Source organism: Metasolibacillus fluoroglycofenilyticus, assembly GCF_003049645.1.
Taxonomy (GTDB): Bacteria; Bacillota; Bacilli; order Bacillales_A; family Planococcaceae; genus Metasolibacillus; species Metasolibacillus fluoroglycofenilyticus.
This window is the reverse complement of record NZ_PYWK01000001.1, coordinates 1,162,280-1,186,834: the sequence shown is the minus strand read 5'-3', so window position 1 is coordinate 1,186,834 and position 24,555 is coordinate 1,162,280. Positions and strand designations below refer to the sequence as shown.

19 protein-coding genes and 1 other annotated feature are annotated in these 24,555 nt (G+C 39.7%); of the genes, 4 read left to right on the top strand and 15 right to left on the bottom strand.

All coding sequences use genetic code 11. The annotated features are described in order from the left end of the window. Nucleotides 1-286: 286 nt before the first annotated feature. The 7 genes from mltG to recD2 form a co-directional block, all read right to left on the bottom strand. Nucleotides 287-1,405: an endolytic transglycosylase MltG gene (gene mltG, locus C9J36_RS05370; protein ID WP_066171421.1), complete on the bottom strand. Its 1,119-nt coding sequence runs from the start codon at nt 1,403-1,405 to the stop codon at nt 287-289. Nucleotides 1,406-1,905: 500 nt separating this feature from the next. Then, nucleotides 1,906-2,421, bottom strand: a complete 516-nt coding sequence (locus C9J36_RS05365; RefSeq protein WP_066171424.1) for a DUF1292 domain-containing protein — start codon at nt 2,419-2,421, stop codon at nt 1,906-1,908. 166 nt (nt 2,422-2,587) lie between these two features. Continuing rightward, nucleotides 2,588-2,878: a DUF1292 domain-containing protein gene (locus tag C9J36_RS05360; protein WP_066171427.1), complete on the bottom strand. Its 291-nt coding sequence runs from the start codon at nt 2,876-2,878 to the stop codon at nt 2,588-2,590. Nucleotides 2,879-3,012: 134 nt separating this feature from the next. Next, nucleotides 3,013-3,435 carry a Holliday junction resolvase RuvX gene (gene ruvX, locus C9J36_RS05355; RefSeq protein ID WP_107942446.1) on the bottom strand — a complete coding sequence of 141 codons (423 nt, stop codon included), beginning with the start codon at nt 3,433-3,435 and terminating at the stop codon, nt 3,013-3,015. Further along, nucleotides 3,432-3,704, bottom strand: a complete 273-nt coding sequence (locus tag C9J36_RS05350; protein WP_066171433.1) for an IreB family regulatory phosphoprotein — start codon at nt 3,702-3,704, stop codon at nt 3,432-3,434. The genes ruvX and C9J36_RS05350 overlap by 4 nt, the downstream gene beginning before the upstream one ends. 203 nt (nt 3,705-3,907) lie before the next feature. Then, nucleotides 3,908-6,568, bottom strand: coding sequence for an alanine--tRNA ligase (gene alaS, locus C9J36_RS05345; protein ID WP_107942445.1), 2,661 nt, complete (start codon nt 6,566-6,568; stop codon nt 3,908-3,910). Between the two features lie 312 nt (nt 6,569-6,880). Further along, nucleotides 6,881-7,092 (bottom strand) — a binding site (T-box leader). Nucleotides 7,093-7,198: 106 nt separating this feature from the next. Beyond that, entirely contained in the window at nt 7,199-9,607 is a 2,409-nt protein-coding gene (gene recD2 / locus C9J36_RS05340; RefSeq protein ID WP_107942444.1) for an SF1B family DNA helicase RecD2, read from the bottom strand. A 493-nt stretch (nt 9,608-10,100) separates the two neighbouring features. Between recD2 and hisA the strand changes: the two genes are divergently transcribed. Both hisA and C9J36_RS05330 read left to right on the top strand, forming a co-directional pair. Continuing rightward, nucleotides 10,101-10,856, top strand: a complete 756-nt coding sequence (gene hisA / locus C9J36_RS05335; protein ID WP_107943085.1) for a phosphoribosylformimino-5-aminoimidazole carboxamide ribotide isomerase — start codon at nt 10,101-10,103, stop codon at nt 10,854-10,856. Nucleotides 10,857-10,879: 23 nt separating this feature from the next. After that, on the top strand, nt 10,880-11,170 hold the full coding sequence (locus C9J36_RS05330; protein WP_066171443.1) for a hypothetical protein: 291 nt from the start codon (nt 10,880-10,882) through the stop codon (nt 11,168-11,170). 147 nt (nt 11,171-11,317) lie between these two features. Here the strand turns inward: C9J36_RS05330 and C9J36_RS05325 are convergent, their stop codons facing one another. Genes C9J36_RS05325 through cymR form a run of 5 tightly spaced genes read right to left on the bottom strand, consistent with a single transcriptional unit; the run spans nt 11,318 to nt 15,339 of the window. Beyond that, complete coding sequence (locus C9J36_RS05325; protein ID WP_107942443.1) at nt 11,318-11,830, bottom strand: TraR/DksA C4-type zinc finger protein; 513 nt, start codon at nt 11,828-11,830, stop codon at nt 11,318-11,320. A 55-nt stretch (nt 11,831-11,885) separates the two neighbouring features. Beyond that, the gene (locus tag C9J36_RS05320; RefSeq protein WP_107942442.1) at nt 11,886-12,545 is read right to left on the bottom strand and encodes a tetratricopeptide repeat protein; all 660 of its coding nucleotides are present in this window, start codon (nt 12,543-12,545) and stop codon (nt 11,886-11,888) included. A gap of 44 nt (nt 12,546-12,589) precedes the next feature. Then, nucleotides 12,590-13,711: a tRNA 2-thiouridine(34) synthase MnmA gene (gene mnmA, locus C9J36_RS05315; protein WP_107942441.1), complete on the bottom strand. Its 1,122-nt coding sequence runs from the start codon at nt 13,709-13,711 to the stop codon at nt 12,590-12,592. A gap of 53 nt (nt 13,712-13,764) precedes the next feature. Next, a complete protein-coding gene (locus tag C9J36_RS05310; RefSeq protein ID WP_107942440.1) occupies nt 13,765-14,907 on the bottom strand; it encodes a cysteine desulfurase family protein in 1,143 nt (380 codons plus the stop codon). 12 nt (nt 14,908-14,919) lie between these two features. Further along, nucleotides 14,920-15,339 (bottom strand): cysteine metabolism transcriptional regulator CymR, encoded by a 420-nt coding sequence (gene cymR / locus C9J36_RS05305; protein ID WP_066171459.1) that lies wholly within the window; start codon nt 15,337-15,339, stop codon nt 14,920-14,922. A gap of 215 nt (nt 15,340-15,554) precedes the next feature. Here cymR and C9J36_RS05300 point away from each other — a divergent pair, with 215 nt between their 5' ends. Beyond that, nucleotides 15,555-16,841 carry a replication-associated recombination protein A gene (locus C9J36_RS05300; RefSeq protein WP_107942439.1) on the top strand — a complete coding sequence of 429 codons (1,287 nt, stop codon included), beginning with the start codon at nt 15,555-15,557 and terminating at the stop codon, nt 16,839-16,841. Between the two features lie 794 nt (nt 16,842-17,635). Here the strand turns inward: C9J36_RS05300 and lpdA are convergent. Together lpdA and C9J36_RS05285 are read right to left on the bottom strand one after the other, a co-directional pair. Beyond that, nucleotides 17,636-18,973, bottom strand: a complete 1,338-nt coding sequence (gene lpdA, locus C9J36_RS05290; RefSeq protein ID WP_107942438.1) for a dihydrolipoyl dehydrogenase — start codon at nt 18,971-18,973, stop codon at nt 17,636-17,638. 244 nt (nt 18,974-19,217) lie between these two features. Then, nucleotides 19,218-22,307, bottom strand: coding sequence for an efflux RND transporter permease subunit (locus tag C9J36_RS05285; RefSeq protein WP_107942437.1), 3,090 nt, complete (start codon nt 22,305-22,307; stop codon nt 19,218-19,220). Between the two features lie 92 nt (nt 22,308-22,399). Between C9J36_RS05285 and C9J36_RS05280 the strand changes: the two genes are divergently transcribed. Continuing rightward, nucleotides 22,400-23,239, top strand: coding sequence for a TetR/AcrR family transcriptional regulator (locus tag C9J36_RS05280; protein WP_066171480.1), 840 nt, complete (start codon nt 22,400-22,402; stop codon nt 23,237-23,239). Nucleotides 23,240-23,299: 60 nt separating this feature from the next. On the opposite strand, the gene C9J36_RS05275 is transcribed toward C9J36_RS05280, so the two are convergent. After that, a complete protein-coding gene (locus tag C9J36_RS05275) occupies nt 23,300-24,475 on the bottom strand; it encodes an MDR family MFS transporter (RefSeq protein ID WP_107942436.1) in 1,176 nt (391 codons plus the stop codon). Nucleotides 24,476-24,555: the final 80 nt, after the last annotated feature.

Here is a 24,555-nt window from a genome sequence, read left to right as displayed (position 1 = left end):
TTTATACTCCTTTTAGACAGGCGTCCTTTTAACAAAAAGAAAAAGCGAAACGATGTGTTTACGCCTGTCGCCTATCATGTAACTCCATATGAATAGAAGGGTGTCCGAAAAATCCATATTCCACGACTTTTCGGACAGCCTTATTAGTATTTCAATATATTCTTTAAAAAACAACATCTATGATAGCACGAATGGCGAAAGAATGCGAATAATGTTTTCCTATTCTCATTTGACTATATAGTCTAAATTATTAAAGGATACTTTACTCTTTCTACAGCCCCTCATCTTAGCGTAAATACTGCTCAATATTCGCTAAATGCTCCTCATATGTTTTCGCAAAATGATTTACCCCATCTTTATCGGCTAAAAAGTATAAATAATCCGTCTGAGATGGGTTCAATGCCGCTTCAATTGAGACTTTACCTGCTCCAGCAATTGGTCCTGGTGGTAAACCTTTATTCTTATACGTATTGTAAGGGTTGTCTACCTCTAAATCCTCGTATAACACGCGATCCTTATGCGAGCCGAGTGAATACAAGACAGTTGGGTCTGTTTGCAATGGCATATCAATTGCTAAACGATTGTAAAAAACACTCGCAATTGTTTCACGGTCGGTTTGTGCAGTAGCCTCTTCCTCCAACAGTGAAGCAAATGTCAATAGCTCATGTATCGTCATTTCTTTCTCTTCTATAATAGAGCGATACTCCATGACAATATCATTCGTCGCCTTCAGCATCGTATCAATAATAACTGCAAGCGAAGGCTGTTCCTCATAAAATGGATATGTCGCAGGATATAAATAGCCTTCTAGCGCATAGCGAATATTTTCATTATAAATATCTTCTGTTAGTAAGTTTGGATATAATCCGATTAAGCTCTCAATATAAGTAGCGTCTGTAACTTTATCCATAAATTGCTGTGCAGTGAAATTTGTATTTTTTTCTATGACCGTTGCAATTTGCTCCAAGGTTAAACCTTCTGGAATCGTCATCGTAAATACTGGCTCGCGATAAACTTTCCCTGTTTTCAAGCTTTCAATAATTTCATCTAATGTCATAGCCTTTGTTAGCTTGTAATTACCAGCTTGGAACTGTGATTCATTTTTAAATTTCGCATAGTATTTAAAAATTTGTGCATTTTTTATAATTCCATTTTTTTCTAGTGTTTTTGAAATTAATGTGACACCAGAGCCCATCGGAATTTCAACCGCAATTTCAGCAGTTGCATTTGGATCAACTGGCTGCAACGCAGAGTTTACATATTTATAGCCAGAGTAGCCACCTACTCCGATTACGATAAGTGCAATTAAAGTAATAATCATCACGATACGGCGAACAATTTTTACTTCTTTTTTCTTGCGTTTCATGCTGTTAAACATTTGTTGCTTTTTTGATTCATTATCCACGGGTCAACCCCCTTATCCCGTATTAACAGGCAGTAATTTGCTCTGCGATGAGTGACCGCAGGAGCATTTCTTTTGTATATCGCTAGCAAATTTTAAGCATCTGATAAACTGCCTGTAAAAACCCGATTGGTGAAAGCTAATAATCAGTGAGGGATGATCCCCCACTGATTGAAGTTTCACTTTAATTTCTCTTTCATATCATACAAGATAATACAAAAGGTGACAACTGAAATAGGAGGCTGCTTTTAACATATCGCTTCCTTTACATGTATGAACAGATGTTAATGACGAAATAAGTAATTTTACCTTTTTGGACATATTTCAAGGCTACTGAAACCCACTACATTTTAAAATACTTTAACATAAAATTAGGGCTGTAGGAAAAGGATATACCTTTTCCCACAGCCCCATCTTCCATATTAAATATTTGCTTACTTTTTCCAGTAGTCACAAAAGGGGCATCTCAAAATGTCTTTTCAGACGCCCCCTTATCTCTTTCTTTATTCCGCAACCTCTGCCAATGAAGCAAGTACTTTTTCAATCATTGCCCATTCAGCCTCCGATTCAATTGGTAATAGCTCTGTCACTTCACCATTCTCACCTGCGATATAGGCAGAAGCAAATACTTCAGAAGGCTCTTCTCCTTCTTCATCAACTGCGTAAAATAAATAGGCTTTCCCTTCTACATCGAAACGATGTAGAATGCGGCAATAAATATCCTCGCCGTCCTCATTTGTTAATGTCATATAGTTCGCTTGATCCTCCGAAAATTCATCAACTAGTGTGTTTAACACTTCCTGTACCATTTCCCATTCAGCTTCTGTTTCAAGTGGAGCAAAATCACTTACTTCACCAGCATCATTTAATTCGCAGCGCAGTGCCGAAATTTCACCATCATCTTCACCTTCAATTGTATAAAGCACATATGAATGCTCTTCTGCATCAAATGTAAAGATGACACGGCACACCACTTCCTCACCAGCATCATTCAATAATTTAAAAAACTGTTCGTCCATTATCATTTCCTCCTTTATTCCGTATTAATCGACTGTAGATTCCAACATCTAACTTAAAAAGGTGGCAACAGCCTGTCAAAACTAGATTATTAGCCTTGCTTTAATGCTCAAAAAGAAAGCAGAGTTGGCATACCGCCTCCCCTGCTATCCATGAAGTGACTGACTGCTATTCCTCGTCGTCGAACTCATCCTCTAATGCATTTAATACGTCTTCAATTAAATCCCATTCAGCTTCTGTTTCGATTGGCTCTAACTCGCCATCTTCACCGTTTTCAGATGGTGTAAATGATGACGCAAAAATTTCAACTTGCCCTTCATCATCCTCTTCTGCACCTACTAAAGAATATAAAACGTACGATTTACCGAATTCTTCTGAATCAAATGTGTGTAACACTTCGCAAAGTTGTTCATTACCATTTTCATCAATGATTGTAATATGACGTTGTTCTTGTTCCATTACCAGTCACCTCTTCATGTTATTTAGGCATAGCCTCATTCTTATTATCTATTCATTATACAAAATGAATATTATTTTACACATCAAAGTAAAGAAATTTTACTTTTGATGCTTCTTTAGCAAAGAAGTAATCTTTAGACAGTCCCTTTACTGTCCAAGTATCCTTGCAGAATCATGACAGCTGCCATTTTATCAATCACTTGCTTACGCTTTTTACGGCTGACATCCGCTTCGATTAACATGCGCTCCGCAGCCATTGTTGTCAAGCGTTCGTCCCATAATGTGACGGGGAATGCAAAGACTTCCTCTAGAAGCGCTTTGTACCTCTCACTAGCCTCGCCTCGTGGACCAACAGTATTATTCATGTTTTTCGGATAGCCAACAACGAACTCCGTTACAGCATATTCCTTTACAAGCTCTTTAATGCGTTCAAGACCAAATTGGCCTTGCTCCTCATCAATTTTTACCGTTTCAATCCCCTGTGCTGTCCAGCCAAGCGCATCGCTAATTGCGACGCCGACAGTTTTTGTGCCGACGTCTAATCCCATAATTCTCATTTTGTCGCCTCATTATTCTTCCTAATGTAAAATTTCACGAGTTCCTCTAAAATCTCATCTCGCTCAAGCTTACGGATTAAATTTCGTGCGTCCTGGTGGCGAGGGATGTATGCCGGATCACCAGATAACAAATAACCAACAATTTGATTTGTTGGATTATAGCCTTTTTCTTCTAATGATGCGTATACTTTTAACATCACTTGCTTTACTTCTTGTTCCATTGATTCTTCTGGAAAATTAAATTTCATTGTTTGATCAAACGAACTCAAGACCAGCACCCCGCTTTCAGAAAGTAAGGAGATGGATTTTGCCCATCTCCACTTTTTCTTCATTATACTTGATTATAAATACAAGTTCAATTACGCCTCGACTAACTCTAATCTAGATTTTCCCAAACTCACTCTGAAAATCTATGATATCCGCCGGAGGCATTCATTTCTTTCAGAGAGCATGTAGATGCCCACCGGAAAAATTAAATGCCTTTTACATAATCATACACAGAATCTAACGCTTGTTCAAGTTTTGAGCCGTCTTTCGCGCCAGCCATAGCCATATCTGGACGACCGCCACCTTTACCACCACAAGCCTCCGCAACAAGTTTTACGATATTTCCAGCATGGTAGCTTCCACCTACTAAATCTTTCGTTACCCCCGCACAAAGCATGACTTTTTCACCGTCAACAGCCCCTAAAACAATGACTGCCTTTTCCATTTTCGATTTCAAATCGTCCATCATTTGACGCAATTGATTATTGTCTTTTGCATCTACCTTTGTCGCTAAAACTGTTACATCGCCCACTTTTTGTGCCGCATCTAAAATTGCACCAGCTTGTGCGTTCGCTATTTTTTGTGACAACGATTCGTTTTCACGCTGCAATTCTTTATAATCAGCTTGCAGACCTGTTACGCGCGCTACTAAATCCTTTGGATTTGCTTTAAATTGTGCTGCCGCCTCTACTAAAACAGCTTCCTCTTCCTTCGTAGCGAAATAAGCACCCTTCCCTGTGACAGCCTCAATACGTCTTGTACCTGCCCCAATACCGCCCTCAGAAAGTATTTTAAAGAAGCCAATTTCTGAAGTACGTTGCACGTGAATACCACCACATAGCTCAATTGAATAATCTCCTACAGATACAACGCGTACAACCTCGCCGTATTTCTCACCGAATAAAGCCATTGCTCCCATTGCTTTTGCATCATCAATCGACATTTCAGCAATGACTACCGCAATATCATCCCAAACAATTTCATTTACTTTGCGCTCAATTTGTGCCAGCTCTTCCTTCGTCACTTGCCCGAAATGAGAAAAATCGAAGCGTAGGCGGTCTGGACCTACATAAGAACCCGCTTGGTTAACATGCTCACCTAAAATATCCTTTAATGCACGATGCATAATATGTGTCGCCGTATGGTTTTTAATTGTTAAATTGCGCTCTGCGCGGTTTACTGCCGCGTATACTGCATCATCTAGATGTAGCTCACCAGATTCCACAATGATTGTGTGTAATGGCTGTCCGTTAGGTGCTTTCTGCACATCTTTAACGAAAGCTGTAAAATTATCATTAGAAATAGAGCCATGGTCCGCAATTTGACCACCCATTTCTGCATAAAATGGTGTTTCAGCAAGCATTACTAACGCTTCTTGACCTTCTGATGCAACGTTTGCTGTTTGACCATCTATCACAATCGCTGTCACCTTTGTCTCTGCTGTTAATGTATCAAAGCCGATAAATTGACTTGGCGCTGTTAAATTTGCTAATACTTCATTTTGCACTTGCATTGAGTCAACATCTTGGCGTGCTGCACGTGCGCGCTCACGTTGCTCCTCCATCGCTACTTCAAAGCCTTTATCGTCAACAGTCATTCCTACCTCTTCCGCATATTCCTCTGTTAGCTCAATCGGGAAGCCATACGTATCATATAGCCGGAATGCGTCAGCACCAGGAATAAATGTTTCTCCCGCTGCTTTTTGTGTTGCGACTACTTCATTAAAAATAGCTAAGCCGCCATCCAATGTTTCGTGGAAGCGTACCTCCTCATTTTTAATAACGCGTTGAATAAATTCTTGCTTATCTTGTACTTCTGGGTAAAAGTCATGCATAATTGCTCCAACTGTCGGCACGAGCTCAAACATAAATGGCTTTTCAATACCGATTTGCTTTGCATAACGCACAGCGCGACGCAATAAACGTCGTAATACATAGCCGCGTCCCTCATTCGATGGTAATGCACCATCGCCGATAGCGAAGGCAACTGTACGAATATGGTCTGCAATTACTTTAAATGGTGTATTAATATCTTCCTGTGAACCAAAAATCTCACTTAAATTTACTTCATGCGGACGTTTATACGAGCGGTTTGCAAATTCCTCGATTTTTTCGATAATCGGCATAAATAAATCTGTATCGAAGTTTGTTGGTACATTTTGGACCACTGAAACGATACGCTCTAAGCCCATCCCGGTATCAATGTTTTGCTTTGGTAATGGTGTATACGTATGGTCTGGATTATGGTTAAATTGAGAAAATACAAGGTTCCAAACCTCTAAATAACGCTCATTTTCCCCACCCGGATACATTTCTTCCTCTGGCGTGTTAACACCATATGCTTCACCACGGTCATAGAAAATTTCAGAGTTCGGACCAGATGGGCCTTCCCCGATATCCCAGAAGTTGCCCTCTAAACGAATGATGCGCTCCTCTGGAATGCCAATTTCATTACGCCAAACATTATAAGCTTCTTCATCCTCTGGATGCACTGTAATAGACAGAAGCTCAGGGTCAAAGCCCATCCATTTTTTATCCGTTAAAAACTCCCAAGCATAATGAATCGATTCTTTTTTGAAATAATCACCAATCGAGAAGTTCCCTAGCATTTCAAAAAACGTATGATGACGCGCTGTTTTACCGACATTTTCAATATCATTTGTGCGAATTGACTTTTGGGCATTTGTAATACGTGGGTTTTCTGGAATAATACGACCATCAAAATACGGCTTTAATGTCGCTACACCCGAGTTAATCCATAATAATGTCGGGTCATTAATAGGCACAAGAGGCGCTGATGGCTCATGATGATGCCCTTTTTCTTTAAAAAACTCTAAAAATAAGCGTCGAATTTCTGTTGCTTTCATAGCTAAAATTCCTCCTAATATTAAAAATAGTGAATGATGGACAATCAATGATTTACTCAATTTAAACCAATTACGCATCGGGATTTTGAATTGTACTTGCACAATTTATTCCTTTTCCCCCCTAACATCCACCGAAGGCTTAAGCCTACATGAAGTTGGTCACTTAGTCGTTATCTTGGTATGCGATGTTCTTAGATTGGGCTCTTCTTTATCAGTGAGTTTCGTACCACATACTGAATTAAATGCTTTCATCTCACATCTGTGGAGCTGGGAGCTTTCTGCTGAATGAACATAAAAAAAGCCCTCATCCCAAAAAGGGACGAAGACATTATTTCGCGGTACCACCCTAATTTATAAACTACTTAGCAGCAATTTATATCTCAAGTGCCTGTAACGTAAGCAAACGGCAAGGATTAGTTGCACTCTGGAGTAGCTGTTCAGCGATAATGTATGGAGATTTTTGCAGCCTGGAAATCTCTTTCTAAACATTCATTAAAGCCTACTTGTTCCATCATCGTTTTGTTTTTATTATGCCTAAATTATATGCAATAGTTGATATGCTGTCAACGCATTGACTAGATTTTTTAGTGATTCATTCGAGTATGTCGTTACGTCCAAGACAAGTATTCCCTATTTCATAAAATCTGATGGTGCGATGCCCTCCATACCAATCAACGGATGAATATAGGGAGCTGTTTCTGCATTTAAAATAGGTGGCGTAGATGTTGTATAGCTTTCTTGTGCTTCAGCAATTACTTCAACAATTTCTTCATCCATTGGATTTAATCGGGCAGTCAGGCTTGTAAAACGCTGTAAATCATCCGTTTTCATTAAGCCCTGTGCTAACACATCTGGCTCTCCGCACAAAATTAAAAAGTTTTTTGCTCGCGTAATGCCTGTATACAATAAATTGCGACGCAGCATTTTCGAGTAACCGCGTACAATTGGCATAATAACCGTTTGGAATTCAGAGCCTTGTGATTTATGAATGGAGCAGCAGTATGCTAATGTTATTTGATTTAAGTCACCGCGCTGATACGTTACTTCAATCCCGTCATATGAGACAACGAGCAAATCTTGCTTTTCCACCGTTTCTTTTGCCTTTATTATCGCAACAACCTCCCCCATATCACCATTGAATACGTTGCTATCTGGTTGATTGACAAGCTGTAGCACCTTATCACCAATGCGATAAACGGTATCGCCAAATGCTAACTCCTTACGCGTGCCGTCATTCGGGTTAACAAGCTCTTGAATTTGCTTATTTAATGCATCAATGCCTGCTGGTCCCTTGTACATTGGTGCTAACACTTGAATATCACGTATCGCCTGACCCTTTGCCGTTGCACTTTTGACAATTTGTGTGACAACGCTCACAATTTGCTCAGTCGATGCTTGGATAAAGGAGCGGTCTGCTGTTTTTTGAGTTATTGTGGGCGGAACTGTACCTTGCTTAATTTGATGGGCAATATCAATAATCGTTGAGCCCTCTGCTTGCCTGTAAACATCTGTTAATTCCACAGTTGGCACTTGCTTTGATGTTAATAAGTCCTTCAATACTTGCCCCGGCCCAACTGGCGGTAACTGGTCTTGGTCACCAACAAAAACCACTTGGACATCTTTTGCTAAGCTTTTGAGTAGCTGGTGCGCAAGCCATGTATCGACCATTGACATTTCATCTACAATGACAAGACGTCCTGTGATTTCACGCTCTGTTTCCTCTTCTTTTTCCTGACCTGTGAATCCTAATAAACGATGAATTGTCATTGCAGGTAAGCTGGTAGATTCAGCCAAACGCTTGGCGGCTCGTCCTGTCGGTGCTACTAATATAATAGGAAATGGCTCTTCTTTTTTAGCATATGTTTTTGGGTCAAGCGACAGGCCGTGTAGCTCTGCATATACTTCTACAAGCCCTTTCACAACAGTCGTTTTACCTGTACCCGGTCCACCTGTTAAAATCATTACCGCATTTTGCAAAGCGCACTCAATTGCTGCGACTTGCGAAGGTGCATATTGTACCCCATCACGCTCCTCTAGCTCGCCAATTGCCTTTAAAATTTCATCCTTAGAAAAATGCGACTGCTTCTTATTGTTCGCTACAAGCTCTAAGATTTTCGAGGCGATGCCCACCTCACTAAAATAGAGTGATGGTAAGTACATGCGCGTTTCCTCACCACAAATTTTGCTCTCCTCACGCATTTCAATGCAAGCCTGCGAAATTGCCTCAAATGGGATTTCAACTCGCTGGCTTTGTTCTAGCATTGACTTAACTGTCGGCAGCACCTGCTCCGCCTCTAAATAAACATGCCCATCGGATAATGCGGCTGCTGTTAAAACATGAAAAATAGCTGCTTTAATGCGGTCAGGGTGATTGCCTGTAATGCCGAGCTTTGAGCCTAAATCGTCGGCACGTCCAAAGCCAATTCCCTCTATTTCCTCGATTAAACGATACGGATTTTCTGTCAATAGAGTGATTGTGTCCTCGCGATATGTTTGATAAATTTTCATGCCGAGCTGCGGTCCGAACCCCCACTCATTTAATTGAATCATCACACGCTCTAAGCCTAAATTTTGTTCGATTACGTCAACGATTGTTTGCTTTTTTTCGTCAGATAATCTCGGGATTACATCGAGTGCACTCGGATTATCCATAATTATTTTCAATGCATCGACACCAAGCTTTTCAACAATTGTTTCAGCCGTTTTACGACCAATCCCTATAAATAAATCGCTTGATAAATATTGAATAACACCCTGTTCCGTAGCAGGTACTTCCTTTTCAAATGTCTCAATTTGAAACTGTACTCCGTATTTGGGATGTGTTTTTATATTGCCTGTGAAGCGATAAAGCTCATCCTCTGACAGCGGCGGAAAATAGCCAACAACGATAATCTCCTTTTCTTCATAAGCTAAATTTGTTTCTTGAATTTTCACACGTATGATAGAATACATATTTGTAGCATTATGAAAAATAGAGACGATTGGGCGACCTAGTACAAAGCGTTTTTCTAGCTCAAATAAATTTAAGTTCTCCACCAGTTTGCGCCCCTTTCCTCTGCATTAATATTGATTGTTGAAATTATTATCTCAATCCAAAAGCCCCATCTCAGGGCTTAAATAAAGTAAAGCTTCAATCGGTGGGGAGTTTCCTCATCCTCCACTGATTGTTAGTTGAGCCAATCGGGCTTTTACGGGCAGTTAATCCCTCACTTATCCTTTAGCATATTTTCACTTAAGTCTTGGAGCGGGAGGCTTACTATCCGTCAATGCGGAATCAATTGAAAAACACAAGCGGAAGTTTAACTGCAAAATGCGTTCGATTGATGAAAACTAACAAATATGTAGCATTGCCATTAATTACACTTTCACTTTATATCGTTAGTTTAGCATAATTTATTGCTCGTTCCTATTCACCTTATACTTCATTTTTTTCATATTCTACCGCACGAACATTCTATCTTTAACTATGTTCAATTCCTCTCCAATGGTATGATAGACATATAGAATTTTTTTGGGAAGGACTGTGATGACGGTGGAGTTTCGACCGTGCATTGATTTACACGATGGGAAAGTAAAACAAATTGTCGGCAGTACACTCGGTTATGCCGACCAAAGTGTTATCGAGAATTTCGTTTCAGAGTATGATGCTGGCTATTTTGCCAAGCAATTTCAACAAGACAATTTAATTGGCGGGCATGTAATAATGCTAGGTCCAGGCAATGAAGCGGCCGCATTACAAGCATTGCAGGCTTACCCAAATGCACTGCAAATTGGTGGCGGCATTACAGCGCAAAACGCTGCTCACTTTATTGAGGCAGGCGCCTCCCATGTGATTGTTACTTCTTATATTTTTCATGATGGTAAACTCGACTTAGAACGATTAAACGAGCTTGTCATAGCTGTCGGTAAGAAGCATTTAGTCATAGATTTAAGCTGTCGAAGCCGAAATGGGAGATGGTTTGTAGTGACGGATAAATGGACAAAATTTAGCGATTTTGAAGTAAATGCTGCATCCATCCAGATGATTGAAAACTATTGTGATGAGCTGCTTATTCATGCGGTAGATGTAGAAGGAAAACGCGGAGGTATGCAGGAAGATTTAGTGCGTGATTTAGCTGAATGGACAACAATCCCTACAACCTATGCAGGCGGTATTCGTTCACTGGCAGATTTGCAAAAATTCGAAGCCATTACAAATGGGAAACTCCATATTACAATCGGCTCAGCACTTGATATTTTCGGTGGCAACTTAGCATATCAAGAGGTTGTACAATATTGTAATAAGTAAAATTGAAAGGAAGCCTAACAAATATGTATATTCGATATCAAAATTTAATTTTTCCATTTGATGATACAAACTTAGAGCGCATTGTTGAAGAGCGCTATTTCAAAATTAATTTACGCAATAAAACACAGGAAATACGTGTTCACCTAGAAAATGAATTAATGCTTCTAGAGTTTTCGAAATCATTGAAAGCAACATGCAGCTATTTGCGCGACTATCAAAGTGAGCCGTACATTATTGTGGCCATCGATTTAGAGGTTTTCGTTGACGAATTTAATAAGCGCTATAAATTGGATGCGGTCATTAGCCAACCATAATAAAATAGGGCGACTAAAAAGCGTGCATAGCACCGCCTTTTGGTCGCCCCTACTTGCTGTTAGTTAGAAATATTATCGTTCTTGAAAAGGTAAAAAAACCTCCTAAATTTTAAAATGATTTTCTTATCTCTCTAAATTAATTTCATTTTATTCCACGTTCTTCTCTATAGCTAGCTCTTCCACATCAATATAATCTGCTACTTCCTGATTGTCATATGCATCCAAATTACCTTGTTCCATCGCAATTTCAAGAGCATTTACTCCTTCATCGTGAAAAGGATGTAAAACAGGCTGTGCTGTTATTTTTTCGACAGCTTCACTGTGCTCGATACAAACATTGGTAAAAGGAATTGCACATAATCTGTCGTAGTCAATCGGCTGCTTGCAAATGACACAAACGCCGTATGCTCCTTCCTCCATTTGAGCAAGCGCTTTTTCAATTTGCTCAAGCTCATCATGGCGGTGGGCATGAAGGCTAATATCTTTTTCACGCTCAAATAATTCCGTTCCCAAATCAGCTGGATGATTCGCTAGCGTAGATAATTCATCTACAGAATCACGCAAGCTCGTTTGCTCATTAGCAAGTAAATGTTTCATTACCTCATCTTTTTGTACAAGTAGCATTTTGCGCAATTTTAATAGCTGTTTTTCTGTTAACATAACAAAACCCGCCCTTTTTCGAGTAGTATGCTGAAAAAGAGCGGGTGCTATTCATTTAATTAAAGCGCTGGCTAACCATATCATAAATATATTTCGCTTGGTCAAATTCAGGCTGCAATGTGAACGCTTGCTTTAAGTGATAGAGCGCATCCTCGGTTTGCTCTGTCGAAACCGCATATAGCACACCTAAATTATAATGCGCATCTGCATTATTCCAATCCTCGTCAATCACAAACTGCAATTCATTTTTTGCTAAATCGAACATTTCTAGCGTGCATAGTAAAATACCGTAAGATAAGCGAATTTGCAAGTCTGTTGGCGCAAGCTCCGCAGCACGCTGCATATACGGCAATGCCAGCTTAGGCTGTTCTTCACGCTCAAATGATTTAGCAAGCATATAAAAAGCATCTGCCCCTTCAATGCCATGCTCAATCGCTTTTTGATAAAGCTTTGCTGCTTCAATATAACGCCCTGCATTATAATATAAATTTGCTAAGCCATAATAAGCGGTAGCTGATTTTTCATCAACCGTAATCGCTTTTTGAAAAAATCGCTCTGCTCGTTCTATATCGTTCAATACGGCTAATAAATTGCCAAAATTGACGTAGCCAAGTGCATCATTTGGCTCTGTCTCAATCGCCTGTGTAAAAAACTGTGCCGCTTCCTCATATTTTTTTTCCTGAAAGGCTTGAATGCCTTGCTCGTTAAAATTCATTGCCTATCTCCCCCAAAGGGAAAAGACCGCTTTAACAGCAGCCTTTACCCTACAAATGTTAGTTTTTCACTATTTTTAAATACTTCGTCAATTGTTCCGCCACCTAGGCATACATCTCCATCGTACAAGACAACCGCTTGTCCCGGTGTAATAGCACGTACCGGCTCCGCAAACTCGATATAAGCAGTGCCATCCTGACGCAGCTCCACCTTTACAGGTGAATCGTCCTGACGATAGCGGAATTTTGCTGTACAAGTAAATTCTTTTGCCAACTCTTTTTGTGATGTAAAATTCATTTTTACAGCAGATAATGCCGTTGAATAAAGAGCCTCATGATGGAAGCCTTGCCCAACATATAATACATTGCGTTGCAAGTCTTTCCCTAATACAAACCAAGGTTCCCCGTCACCGCCAATACCTAAACCGTGACGCTGACCTAATGTATAGTACATTAATCCATCATGTTGCCCCATCACTTGACCATCAAATGTTTCCATTTTCCCGGGCTGTGCGGGTAAATATTGACCTAAAAATTCCTTGAAATTGCGCTCCCCGATAAAACAAATACCTGTAGAATCCTTCTTTTTCGCCGTTGCAAGTCCTGCTTCCTCCGCAATTTTACGCACTTCTGGCTTCGGTAAATGACCAATTGGGAACATCACATGCTCTAACTGCTCTTGCGATAATTGATTTAAGAAATAAGTTTGGTCTTTATTGCTATCAACACCGCGCAGCATTACCGCTTCTCCATCACGCCGCTCAACACGCGCATAGTGACCTGTCGCTAAATAATCTGCCCCTAAGTTCATCGCATGTTCTAAAAACGCCTTAAACTTAATTTCTTTATTACACATCACATCTGGATTTGGCGTACGCCCTGCCTTATATTCTTCAAGGAAGTAGGTAAATACCTTGTCCCAATATTGCTTCTCAAAATTCACTGCATAATATGGAATGCCAATTTGGTTACATACAGCAATAACATCTTCATAATCCTCGGTAGCTGTACATACACCGTTTTCATCTGTGTCATCCCAGTTTTTCATAAAAATACCGATTACATCATAGCCCTGCTGTTTTAATAAATACGCAGCAACTGATGAATCGACCCCTCCTGACATCCCAACTACTACTCGAATTTCAGACGGATTCCTTGTTTCTGTCATTGATATCACCTTTTCATTTAAAACCCTGTCGCGTAAAAGGCGCGAAGCATTTATTATTTCACAAGTCGTTTGACAATATTTACTGTGCGTTTGCCAGCCTCACGTACAAGCTCATCATTCAAGTCATGACCAAAGCTAAAACGGATGGAGCTACGAAGTGTTGCTGAATCTTTGCCATACATTGCAACAAGCACATGAGATGGGTCGATGGAACCAGCTGTGCATGCCGAGCCACTCGACACAAAAACACCTGCCATATCTAAATTGACTAAAAATGATTCTACATCTGTGCCTGGCAATGTTACATTGAAAATATGCGGTAACATATATTCTGAATGACCATTTACTGTAAATCCAATATTTGCCTTCGTAAACTCTTCAATTAATAGCTCTTTATAACGGTTATATGCTTGTCGTGTTTGCTGCTGCGTTTCCACTACTAGCTGTGTTGCCTTGGCAAAGCCGATAACTGCTGGAATATTTTCAGTTCCCGCTCGGCGCTTTTTCTCCTGCGAGCCGCCATAAATCAAGCTGTCCATTTTCGTACCTGCTCTTGCATAAAGCAAACCAATCCCTTTAGGTCCACCGATTTTATGACTAGAGGCACTTAATAAATCAACTTGTAATTGCTCAACATTGATTTTCTCTAAGCCGAATGCTTGTACAGCATCTGTATGAAAAGTGGCAGAATGCTGCTTTAGTAGCTTACCAATTTCGGCAATCGGTTGCAATGTACCAACCTCATTATTGCCATACATGATTGTTACTAAAATCGTCTCATCTGTCAACGCCTTTTCAACATCGCTAACGGCAACGCGTCCTGTTTCGTCAACAGGCAAATAAGTTACATTAAAGCCTTGACGCTCTAATTTTTCGCACGCATGTAGTACAGCGTGATGTTCAATTTCTGTCGTAATAATATGTTTTCCTTCGTGCTGACGTGCATAGGCCACACCAAAGATTGCCATATTATCCGCCTCTGTTCCACCGCTCGTCAAAATAATTTCATTTGCCGTTGCACCTAGCTGTTGAGCTAAAATAGCCCTTGCTGCATCTAATGCTTTGCGCGCTTCACGGCCAGCGGTATGTATGCTTGATGCATTGCCGTACACCGTTTCCATTGCAGCATTCATCTCAACAATCACTTCTTTTAGCATCGGTGTCGTTGCAGCATAATCTAGATAAATTGTTGTCATTTTGTAAACTCCTTAAATATAAAACATATAGCCGTCTGTAGGGGATACCTCTGTATATTGTGCTAAGTCTTCTAAACTTGTCGTATCAAGCACATTTTTCACTGCATCACGAATACGCATCCACAGCTCGCGTTGTGGTGCTTCCTCATCTTCAATACCTTCTACTGGTTGGATTGGCCCTTCAAGCACACGTATCACATCCGCAGCGGAGATTTCAACTGGTGGGCTTGCTAACATATAGCCGCCATATGCGCCTCGCACACTTTTTACTAGACCTGCATTGCGTAACGGCGAAACAAGCTGCTCCAAGTATGCTTCAGATAAATCTTTTTCAGCCGCAATTTGACGAAGTGGTATCGGTCCCTCTCCGTGATGCTTCGCTAATTCAATCATAATTGTCAAGCCATATCGACCTTTTGTAGAAATCTTCATATAATAACACCTCTAATTTTCTAGTCCATTCATTCGGTTAATTATAACACATTTCCTGTTATTCCACTCGGAAATGCATCCAAATTTCGACTTCATTCATACAAATTCTATTTGAAGTATCTACTTTCCTTCCAATTGAAAATACACTATTATAAAGTGAAGCTTCAATCCGTACGTGATAAAATGATGATAGACGTAGAAAGTTGGTGGTATACATGCACAATGAACCTTTAGCTTATAAAATGCGACCACGTAATTTAGACGAAATTGTAGGACAACAGGACATTATTGGCAAGGGAAGTGCCCTTTATAAAATGATTGCAAATGGTCACGTGCCATCCATACTGCTATATGGACCACCTGGTGTAGGCAAAACATCCATTGCTAGCGCAATTGCAGGTAGCTCAAAGCTGCCATTTTTCGCTTTAAATGCCACTCAAGCAGGAAAAAGCGATATCGAGCAAGTAGTGATGGATGCCAGAATGTCAGGCAAGGTTATTTTATTTTTAGATGAAATCCATCGCTTTAATAAATTGCAGCAAGATGCATTACTTCCTCATGTTGAAAATGGCTCCATCGTTTTAATTGGAGCGACAACCGAAAATCCTTTTCATAGTGTCAACCCCGCTATCCGTTCACGCTGTGGAGAAATTTTACAGCTCACACGCTTAACAATTGAGGATGTCAGTGCATTATTGCAACAAGCGCTAACAGATGAGGAGCGAGGTCTCGGAAAGCTTGGCGTTTCCGCTACGAACGAGCAGCTACAAAAAATAGCAGAAGCAAGTAACGGCGATGCGCGTAAAGCATTAACCTTATTGGAATCGGTTTATTACGCCTCCGATGAAACGGATGGGGTAACAGTGCTAAACGACCGCGCAATAGAACATTTAGCAAAACGCATCGGTGTCTATGGGGATAAGGGCGGCTCTCATTTTTATAATTTATTATCCGCCTTGCAAAAATCCATTCGCGGGAGCGATACAAATGCCGCATTGTATTATTTAGCGCATCTATTAGAGTCTGGTGATTTAGTAGCTGTTTGTCGTCGTTTGCTTGTCATTGCCTATGAGGATATTGGGCTTGCTAATCCAGCAGTCGGTGCACATGTTAACGCTGCCACAGACGCCGCTGGGAAGCTTGGGCTACCCGAGGCACGTATCCCGCTCGCTGCCGCTGTCGTCGAAATGTGCTTAAGCGATAAATCAAATTCTGCCTATCAAGCACTTGATGCTGCCACAGCAGCCATTCATGAAGGGAAAACGGGGGAAATCCCAAACCATTTGAAAGATGCTCATTACGCAGGGGCTCAAGCACTTGGACATGTCGGCTATCAATATCCGCACGACACACCGATTGGCACATTTGGCGGCTGGGTCAATCAGCAATATTTACCTGATGAACTTGTTGGCACAGAATTTTATAAGCCTGTTATTGCTGGGGAAGAAAAGCGCATGGCGGGGATTTACGAGAAACTTAAATCATTTCGAAGCGTTAAATAAGCCGTGCGATTGCCGACTTATTTAACGCTTTTGATGGTGTTTTGGTACAGGGTTAACTCGGATGAAAAGAGTGTAGGCCTTCTTTGAGAATGAGAGAAACATCAACTTTAACGGTGTTTCTCCTTTTGCGATAGAGGAGCTTTATTTTAATGCGCTGCCAAAACGAAAGAATTTGATTGGACAATTAAAATAAACACACTTATAATTACAGTAAATTACAAGTATGTTAATTACATAAACAACGGTTGTTCATTAGCTTTTTACAGAAAGAAACATTTTTTTATTAGGCATACACACTTTAATTGTAGTGAAAGCAGAGAATGCTCATGACAAAGTGAGCTTTCCTGTGAAAAATGTTTCCCTTAAAGAAGTTAAATTAAAGATGAGGGGGAGGAATTAGATGGCTTTTCTTCAAGACTTAGCGAATTTTTATTTCCCGATTTTTCTGACTTTTACTTTTATTATTTTCCAAACTTATTTTAGCAAGAAAGGGAAACTTAAACATGCTTTAATTTTAGCCATTTCCTTCACAATTTTAATACAGGCATTCTTTTTGCAATATGATTTTTTAGTTGTACTAATCATGTCGAATTTCTTCTTTTACATGATGGCTGTAGTGACCTATTTCACTAGGCCAAGATTTTGAGGAGAAATAAAAACGAGCAGGGGCTCATCTCCCTGCTCTCTTGCAGAAGCTTCCCAGCAAATCCGTGCTGTTAGTGGAGGCTTCTGTTGTAAAGCCTGAGCTTTACATAGGTTTGGCACCTAAATTTCAATATACCAAACTATTATTATTATTTCAAATGAATTGCTTTACCAAAGACAGCGCGTGCCGCATCACCGATGTGCTCGCTTACTGTTGGATGTGGGAAAATCATGCGGGCTAAATCTTTGACAGAGCCACCTGTAATTTTACATGCAAGCATAGCATTAATCATTTCTGTAGCGCCATCTCCAACGACACAGGCTCCATAAATATCACCTTCAGGGCTTGCTACAAATTTCATAAAGCCTTGTATATTTCCCTCAAGCAATGCTTTAGCATTTGTCGGCAAGTACATTTTTGTAACGATTGCGTCTGCTGGTGCTTCGTGCTCTAGCATTCCAAATGTTGCAATTTCAGGGTGTGTGTAGACACAGCGCGGAATTTCCTGTTGGTTAATAGCGCGCGGATGCTTGCCTAAAATATAATCTACTGCATGCGCACCTTCCGCACTTGCAGAATGCGCTAATTGGAAGCCACCAACTAAATCACCAATCGCAAAAATGCCTGGAATGCTCGTCTCGTAATGATTGTTAACCGCAATTAAGCGACCGTCCATTTTTAATTCCAAAGCTTCTGCAATTTGTGTATTTGGACGGCGACCTGTGGCAAATAAAAGGTGGTCATATACGTATGTTCCTATAGATGTATGTATTTCATTGCTGCGAATTTCTTCAAATGTGAAATCTGTGACAAGTTCAATGCCTAGCTGTGCCATACGTTGACGAATTAAAGGTCGCGCATCAGGTTCCTCTGTTTGTAAAATATCTTTACTATGATTTAATACAGTCACTTTCGTTCCCATTGGCGCTAATGCAAAGGCCATTTCAATTGCGATGACACCACCGCCAACGATTGTTAATTGCTTAGGTAGCTCCTTCACTCCGAAAAATGTGTCCGTCGTATAATAACTTGCGGTTTCGATTCCCTTAAAAGGCGGCACAAATGGACGACTACCTGTTGCTAAAATCACATTGTCAGCTGTAAGCGCTCGCTCACCTACCATCACTTTACGCTCCGCTGTCACACTTGCTTCCCCACGATACATCGTAATTTGGGCGCTTTCAATAAAGCCTTCGATATTATCTAATAGCTCTGCTACAACGGCATCTTTACGCTGCATTAATTTAGGAAAATCAATATCGATTGTCGGCACTGTGATGCCCCAATCCGTGCCGCGGCGAATTTCCTGCACTAATTTACTATGCTCTAGCATAATTTTTGAAGGAATACAGCCAACATTATAACAAGCACCACCGACTTTATCTTTTTCTATCAGCGCCACCTTTAAGCCGCTCTTCGCGGCATGAATCGCTGCAACATAGCCACCGGGGCCAGCTCCAATAATGGCAATATGATAATGCTCCATAACCTCTCCTCCTTTTTTACTACGATACCATTTCCTATTTATTGTTGCCATAAGAAATGCATATATAATGGAAAATCAAGACCGTCCTCTTAAAGGAAGATACCTTTCATACAAAAATTGCACCTCAACTAACTTTAATCCAGGTTTTTTCGAACTAGTTGGTGGAAAGTCATTTTTTCATAAAACATAAACAAAAAGTCCAAAAAGCAGTGCCTCAGCACGCTTTTTGGACATCAATTCCCTTTTAATTCGTCTCAATATCTTTACGATTCTTCTTCAGCATTTTTGAAAGTAATTCATACACAATCGGTACAACTACTAATGTTAATAATGTTGAAGATAGTAAACCACCGATTACTGTGATTGCTAAATCTTTTGAAATCAGACCGCCACCTGCGCTACCGAATGCCATTGGTAACATTGCACCGATTGTCGCGATTGCTGTCATTAAAATTGGGCGTAAACGTGTCATACCAGCTTCTAAAATTGCCTCACGCATCGTCATACCGTCGCGTTCCATATGGATAATACGGTCAACTAGGACAATCGCATTCGTGACAACGATACCAATTAACATGAGTAGCCCCATCATAACTGATACTGAAATTGTTTGACCTGTTACGAATAAACCAACAAATGCGCCAATTACCGCGAATGGTAATGAGAATAAAATCGCAAATGGTGCTAAACCTTCACCGAATGTCACAACAAGAATGAAGTAGACAATCGCAATCGCAGCAAGCATCGCAATACCTAATTGCGTAAACGCTTCTTCCATATCTGCTGCAACACCAGAAACGCCTGTTGTTACACCTTTTGGTAAATCTAATTCATCAATTTTTTTATCAGCCGCCGTAGTAGCCTTTGAAATATCATTGTCGGTAATTTTCGCGCTGACTGTTGCGAAATATTCACCTTTTGAACGAGTTAATGAATTTAAAGTAGTTCCTTCTTCCACTTCTACTAAATCACCAATTTTCATTGTTGTACCTAGTGCAGTTGGAATTTCTGTCGCTAAAATATCATCAATTGATTTAGCAGCAGCTTTCGCTTCGCGCTTTACAATTACATTAATATCTTTACCGTTATGCTCGACAGTCGTTAATGTTTCAGTTGTCCCTTGTGGCGCTAGAGCCATCACAATTTGAGCTGTCGTCAAGCCATATTGAAGAACATTTTGCTGTTCTACTTTTAAAACATGCTCTACATAAGGGTTTTCATTGTCTGATTTAATATCTTCCAAGCCATCAACTGTACGCAATGCGTCCTCTACTTGTTGAACTGATGTACGTAAATTATCAAGGTTTTCACTATACAATGTATAGCTTACTTCATTAGAGCCCATGCTCATTGAAGCAAAATCTTGTGACTTCCATTCACCGCTCTGCCCGATATTAAACACATAATCTTCTACTTCCGTACGAGCAGCAGGGAAATCCTTCATATCTGGGTCAAAAATTAAATACATTAATGCCCCACCACCAGCGCCACCCATCATCATCGTAGCTGGGTCAGCACTTTCAGCATCCGTAATCGAAATTTGCACAATCTCGACATCCTTGCGCTTCAATAATTCCTGTTCAACAATTTTTACATTTTCCTCAGTTTCATCCTTCAGCTCACCTGTAGCTGGAGTGTAAGTTAAATACATAACCTTCTCTTCCTGCGAACCTAGGAAACTAAAGCCAATTAACGGTGTTAATGCTAGTGAACCAACAAGCATTAAAATTGCAATTGTTGACGTAATAATTTTATGATTTAATGCTTTTTCTAATATACCTTTATACCATAATGCTAGCTTGCCAGCCTCTTTATGTTGGCTTTCTACTTTCTCACCATATATTTTTTTGCGGAATAAGTAGTGAGATAGCGCTGGTACAATTGTAATTGCTACGAGCAGTGAAGCCCCTAGAGCAAATGTCATCGTTAATGCGAACGGCATAAATAGCTCACCAATCATACCACCTACAAAAATAAGTGGAGCAAATACCGCTACGGTTACTAATGTAGATGAGAAAATTGGCTTGAACATTTCAATTGTCGCTTCACGAATAAGAGCGCGACCTGTTAATTTCTCTTGCTTTAAGTGAATACGTCGATAAATATTTTCAACGACGACGATGGAGTCATCAATCACTCGCCCAATCGCCACTGTAATCGCACCTAAAGTCATAATATTTAACGTAATATCCATCCAGTTCAATAATAGCAATGCCATAAATACAGAAACCGGAATTGAAATAATCGAAATAATCGTCGATTTGAAATCACGTAAAAATAGTAAAATAATTAATACGGCAATCGCACCACCGAATACCGCCTTTTCAATCATTGTAAATACAGAATCTTCAATTGGTTTTCCTTGGTCAAGCGATATATCAATAATTAAACCATCAATTTTGCTCGTTTCTTCTTCAATTAAATCTTTTACTGCATTTACTACTGTTACAGTATTTGCATCTTGTGCTTTAATTATTTGAAGACCAATAGAATCTTCACCATTTGTGCGTGAAATGGATTGTACTTTACCTTCCACTTCAATTGTCGCAATATCACCTAAGCGAACAAATGGAGATGGATTCGTTTCTGATGGCGTAACCGGAATAAGTAGCTCCTTTAGCTCATCAACCGATTTTACTTTACCATCTACAGAAACAGCTTGCTCACCTACTGTAAACTCATATAAACCTAGCGATAATGCCATATCGCTCGCTTGAATCATTTGCTTAACAGTTTCTTCAGTCAAGCCTAGCTCAGCCATCTTTGCTTCATCATACTTGAATGAAACCTGTTCAATATGCTGACCTGTAATTGAAGCTGATGCAACGCCTTCAATTTTGTTGATTTTAGGAAGTAAAATATCTTCAACTGTTGAAGTAAGCTCTACAATATCCTCTTTTGAGCTACTCACTGATAGTGCAGCAACAGGCATCATATTCATGCTGATTGCCATAATAGAAGGTTTTTGTGCTCCTTCTGGCAATACCACATCATCTAAAGCAGACTCTAATTGGCGCTTCTTTTCATCCATGTCAACGCCATAATCATACTCTATTTGTACTTGCGAAACGTTAGATGATGAGGTTGAAAATACCGATTTCACATCCTCTAAGCTTTCCACTTTTTTCTCAAATGGAATGGATAAATCATCCATTACTTGCTCTGGTGTTGCACCTGGATAAACACCAACTACAATTAAATATGGAATCGAAATATCTGGAATTGACTCCATCTTCATTCTAGTTCCTGAATAAATACCTGAAACGGTAACAATAATCGTTAATAACCATACAGCTAATTTGTTTTTTACAACAAAATTCACTAAAGAACGCACGTTTATACCAACCCTTCCTTGACACTTTTTTTCACAAATCCTATAATAATGACTAATCAGTCAGTTGTCAATTAAGAAAGGTGGTTAAAATTATGTCAAAAAAGCAACTTATTTTAGAAACGGCCGCACAACTCTTTGCTGCTAAAGGGATTGACGCTACTTCCGTTCAACAAATAACAGATGCTTGTGGCATATCAAAAGGAGCCTTCTATTTATCATTCAAGTCAAAAGATGAGCTTATTATCGCAATTATTGACTATTTTGTGAAAGATGTCGCATCGCGAATTGACCAATCAGTCAATGAAGGCCAAAACCCTGAACAAAAGCTTTATAATTACTATTATTATACATTTTCAATCGTCCAGGAGCATATCATATTAGCCTCTGTTTTTTTCAAAGAGCATACGCAGTTTATGAGTGAAGAGCTGATACAAAAAATGGCGCATTACGATCGGATGATGAACAAGCTAATTGAAAACATTTTGCTAGAGCTTTATCCCCAATCAGCACAGCATGTTTATGATTTAGCTATCATTGTTCGCGGCTTTATCTCTGGCTATGCGGAGCATATGTTTCAAAAGGCTAGCGATTATCCTTATGACTTACAAGCGCTTGCCAAAACACTTGTAGAGAAAACAACTATTATTGCAATGCATACAAAAACGCCTTTTATTACAAAGGAAATGGTTGCCCTGCATACAACAGCAGACCCGCTAGTTACATTAGAGAACATTTTGCAGGAAGCAGGGATTTTACGCTCTTATTTAGATGATGAATTGCTGCAAGACTCAGTAACAATTATTACTGAGCAGTTACAATCCCCTCATCCACGTGTAGCCATTTTACAAGGAATGCTTGCTAATTTACAGGCAGACCCCGTATGCAATTGGTTTTGTTATCTCGTTAGAAAATATATAAAAAAGATTGTCTGAGAGCGGCACACTAGCCTGCTTTCGGACAACCTCATTATACGGAAATTTTAAAATCACTTATCAGCTATTTGGTAAATGAAATGCACGTTTATAAAATGGGATGCTTACTAACACAAGTAATGCGATGATGAAAAATAGCTGACCTTGAAAATGAGTTAATAACCAGCCCCCTAACACAGGCCCTATAAAGCCTCCGATGTTTTTTAATTGCGATGCTCCTAAATAAGTAGCCTTCTGGGTTTCAGGTGCAATTTCTTCGATAACAGCATTCATCATAGGAAAAGTGAAGATTTCACCAATCGTAAAAATAACTAACGCTACAATAAATAACCAAGCCGCATTCGCTATTCCAAACATCATTAAGCCGAATGCAAAGAAAATGATACCAATAATAAGCGATGTTAAAATTGAAATTTTCTCCATCAATATACTGATTGGTAATTGTAAAATTAAAACAACAACTGCATTCAATGAAATGAGTAATGAATAAAGTTTCACACCATCCTCTAATGTAAGCTGGATAAATTGTGGTAATGTTGAATCAAACTGGGCATAGCCCAAACCTATCAATGTACCACCAGCTAAAAATAACAATAGTTTATAGTCAGAGAAAACAACATGTAAAATGACCTTAATATTTTTCCCGTTCTCCAATCGCTTTTGGCGCATCTCGTATTTATTTAGTATGCTAAGTAAAAACAAGCCATAGACACTGTACATAACACCCGTCACAACAAATGGAATAACCGGGCTTGCTAAAGTCGAAATCATTACCCCAATTAACGGTCCAATAACCGCCGCAATATTAATGGCTGTATAGCGTACCGAAAATAACCGTCTCTTCTTCTCATTTTCTGTGAAATCAATCATTAATGCCTGTGTTGCAGGCTCAAAAAAGGAGCGACATAGCCCATTTATGGCATTTAAAAGAACAAATATTGGTGCAAAAGTCGTTAATGCAAAGCCAAAGAACACGCTTCCCCAAACAAAAATTGTTATAATAATAACAATTTTACGACCAAAGCGATCCGTTAAGTAACCGCCTAAAAAACCACCAAATGTCGCAAAGAGTGGCGCGACACCTATTGTAAAACCAATTAATATCGGCGATGCATGATGCACATTATGTAAATAAATCGCTAAAAATGGCATTGTCATAAAGCTAGCAATTCGCGTGAAAATAGTGCCACTTAAAATAATCCACACCAGTGGATGAAAATAATATAACGGTTTCATTGACGCATCCTTTCATGTCCTTTAAATTTGAAATTTCCTAATAATTTCGTCAATACAATAATCTTTTTAGCATATACTAC

Bases quoted from the DNA above. Each gene is read 5' to 3' on its own strand.
- C9J36_RS05310 (WP_107942440.1), bottom strand. From the start codon at position 14,907: ATGACAACAATTTATCTAGATTATGCTGCAACGACACCGATGCTAAAA.
- C9J36_RS05320 (WP_107942442.1), bottom strand. From the start codon at position 12,545: ATGAATTTTAACGAGCAAGGCATTCAAGCCTTTCAGGAAAAAAAATAT.
- C9J36_RS05280 (WP_066171480.1), top strand. From the start codon at position 22,400: ATGTCAAAAAAGCAACTTATTTTAGAAACGGCCGCACAACTCTTTGCT.
- mnmA (WP_107942441.1), bottom strand. From the start codon at position 13,711: ATGACAGAAACAAGGAATCCGTCTGAAATTCGAGTAGTAGTTGGGATG.
- cymR (WP_066171459.1), bottom strand. From the start codon at position 15,339: ATGAAGATTTCTACAAAAGGTCGATATGGCTTGACAATTATGATTGAA.
- lpdA (WP_107942438.1), bottom strand. From the start codon at position 18,973: ATGGAGCATTATCATATTGCCATTATTGGAGCTGGCCCCGGTGGCTAT.
- alaS (WP_107942445.1), bottom strand. From the start codon at position 6,568: ATGAAAGCAACAGAAATTCGACGCTTATTTTTAGAGTTTTTTAAAGAA.
- C9J36_RS05360 (WP_066171427.1), bottom strand. From the start codon at position 2,878: ATGGAACAAGAACAACGTCATATTACAATCATTGATGAAAATGGTAAT.
- C9J36_RS05325 (WP_107942443.1), bottom strand. From the start codon at position 11,830: ATGTTAACAGAAAAACAGCTATTAAAATTGCGCAAAATGCTACTTGTA.
- C9J36_RS05300 (WP_107942439.1), top strand. From the start codon at position 15,555: ATGCACAATGAACCTTTAGCTTATAAAATGCGACCACGTAATTTAGAC.
- C9J36_RS05275 (WP_107942436.1), bottom strand. From the start codon at position 24,475: ATGAAACCGTTATATTATTTTCATCCACTGGTGTGGATTATTTTAAGT.
- ruvX (WP_107942446.1), bottom strand. From the start codon at position 3,435: ATGAGAATTATGGGATTAGACGTCGGCACAAAAACTGTCGGCGTCGCA.
- C9J36_RS05365 (WP_066171424.1), bottom strand. From the start codon at position 2,421: ATGGACGAACAGTTTTTTAAATTATTGAATGATGCTGGTGAGGAAGTG.
- C9J36_RS05330 (WP_066171443.1), top strand. From the start codon at position 10,880: ATGTATATTCGATATCAAAATTTAATTTTTCCATTTGATGATACAAAC.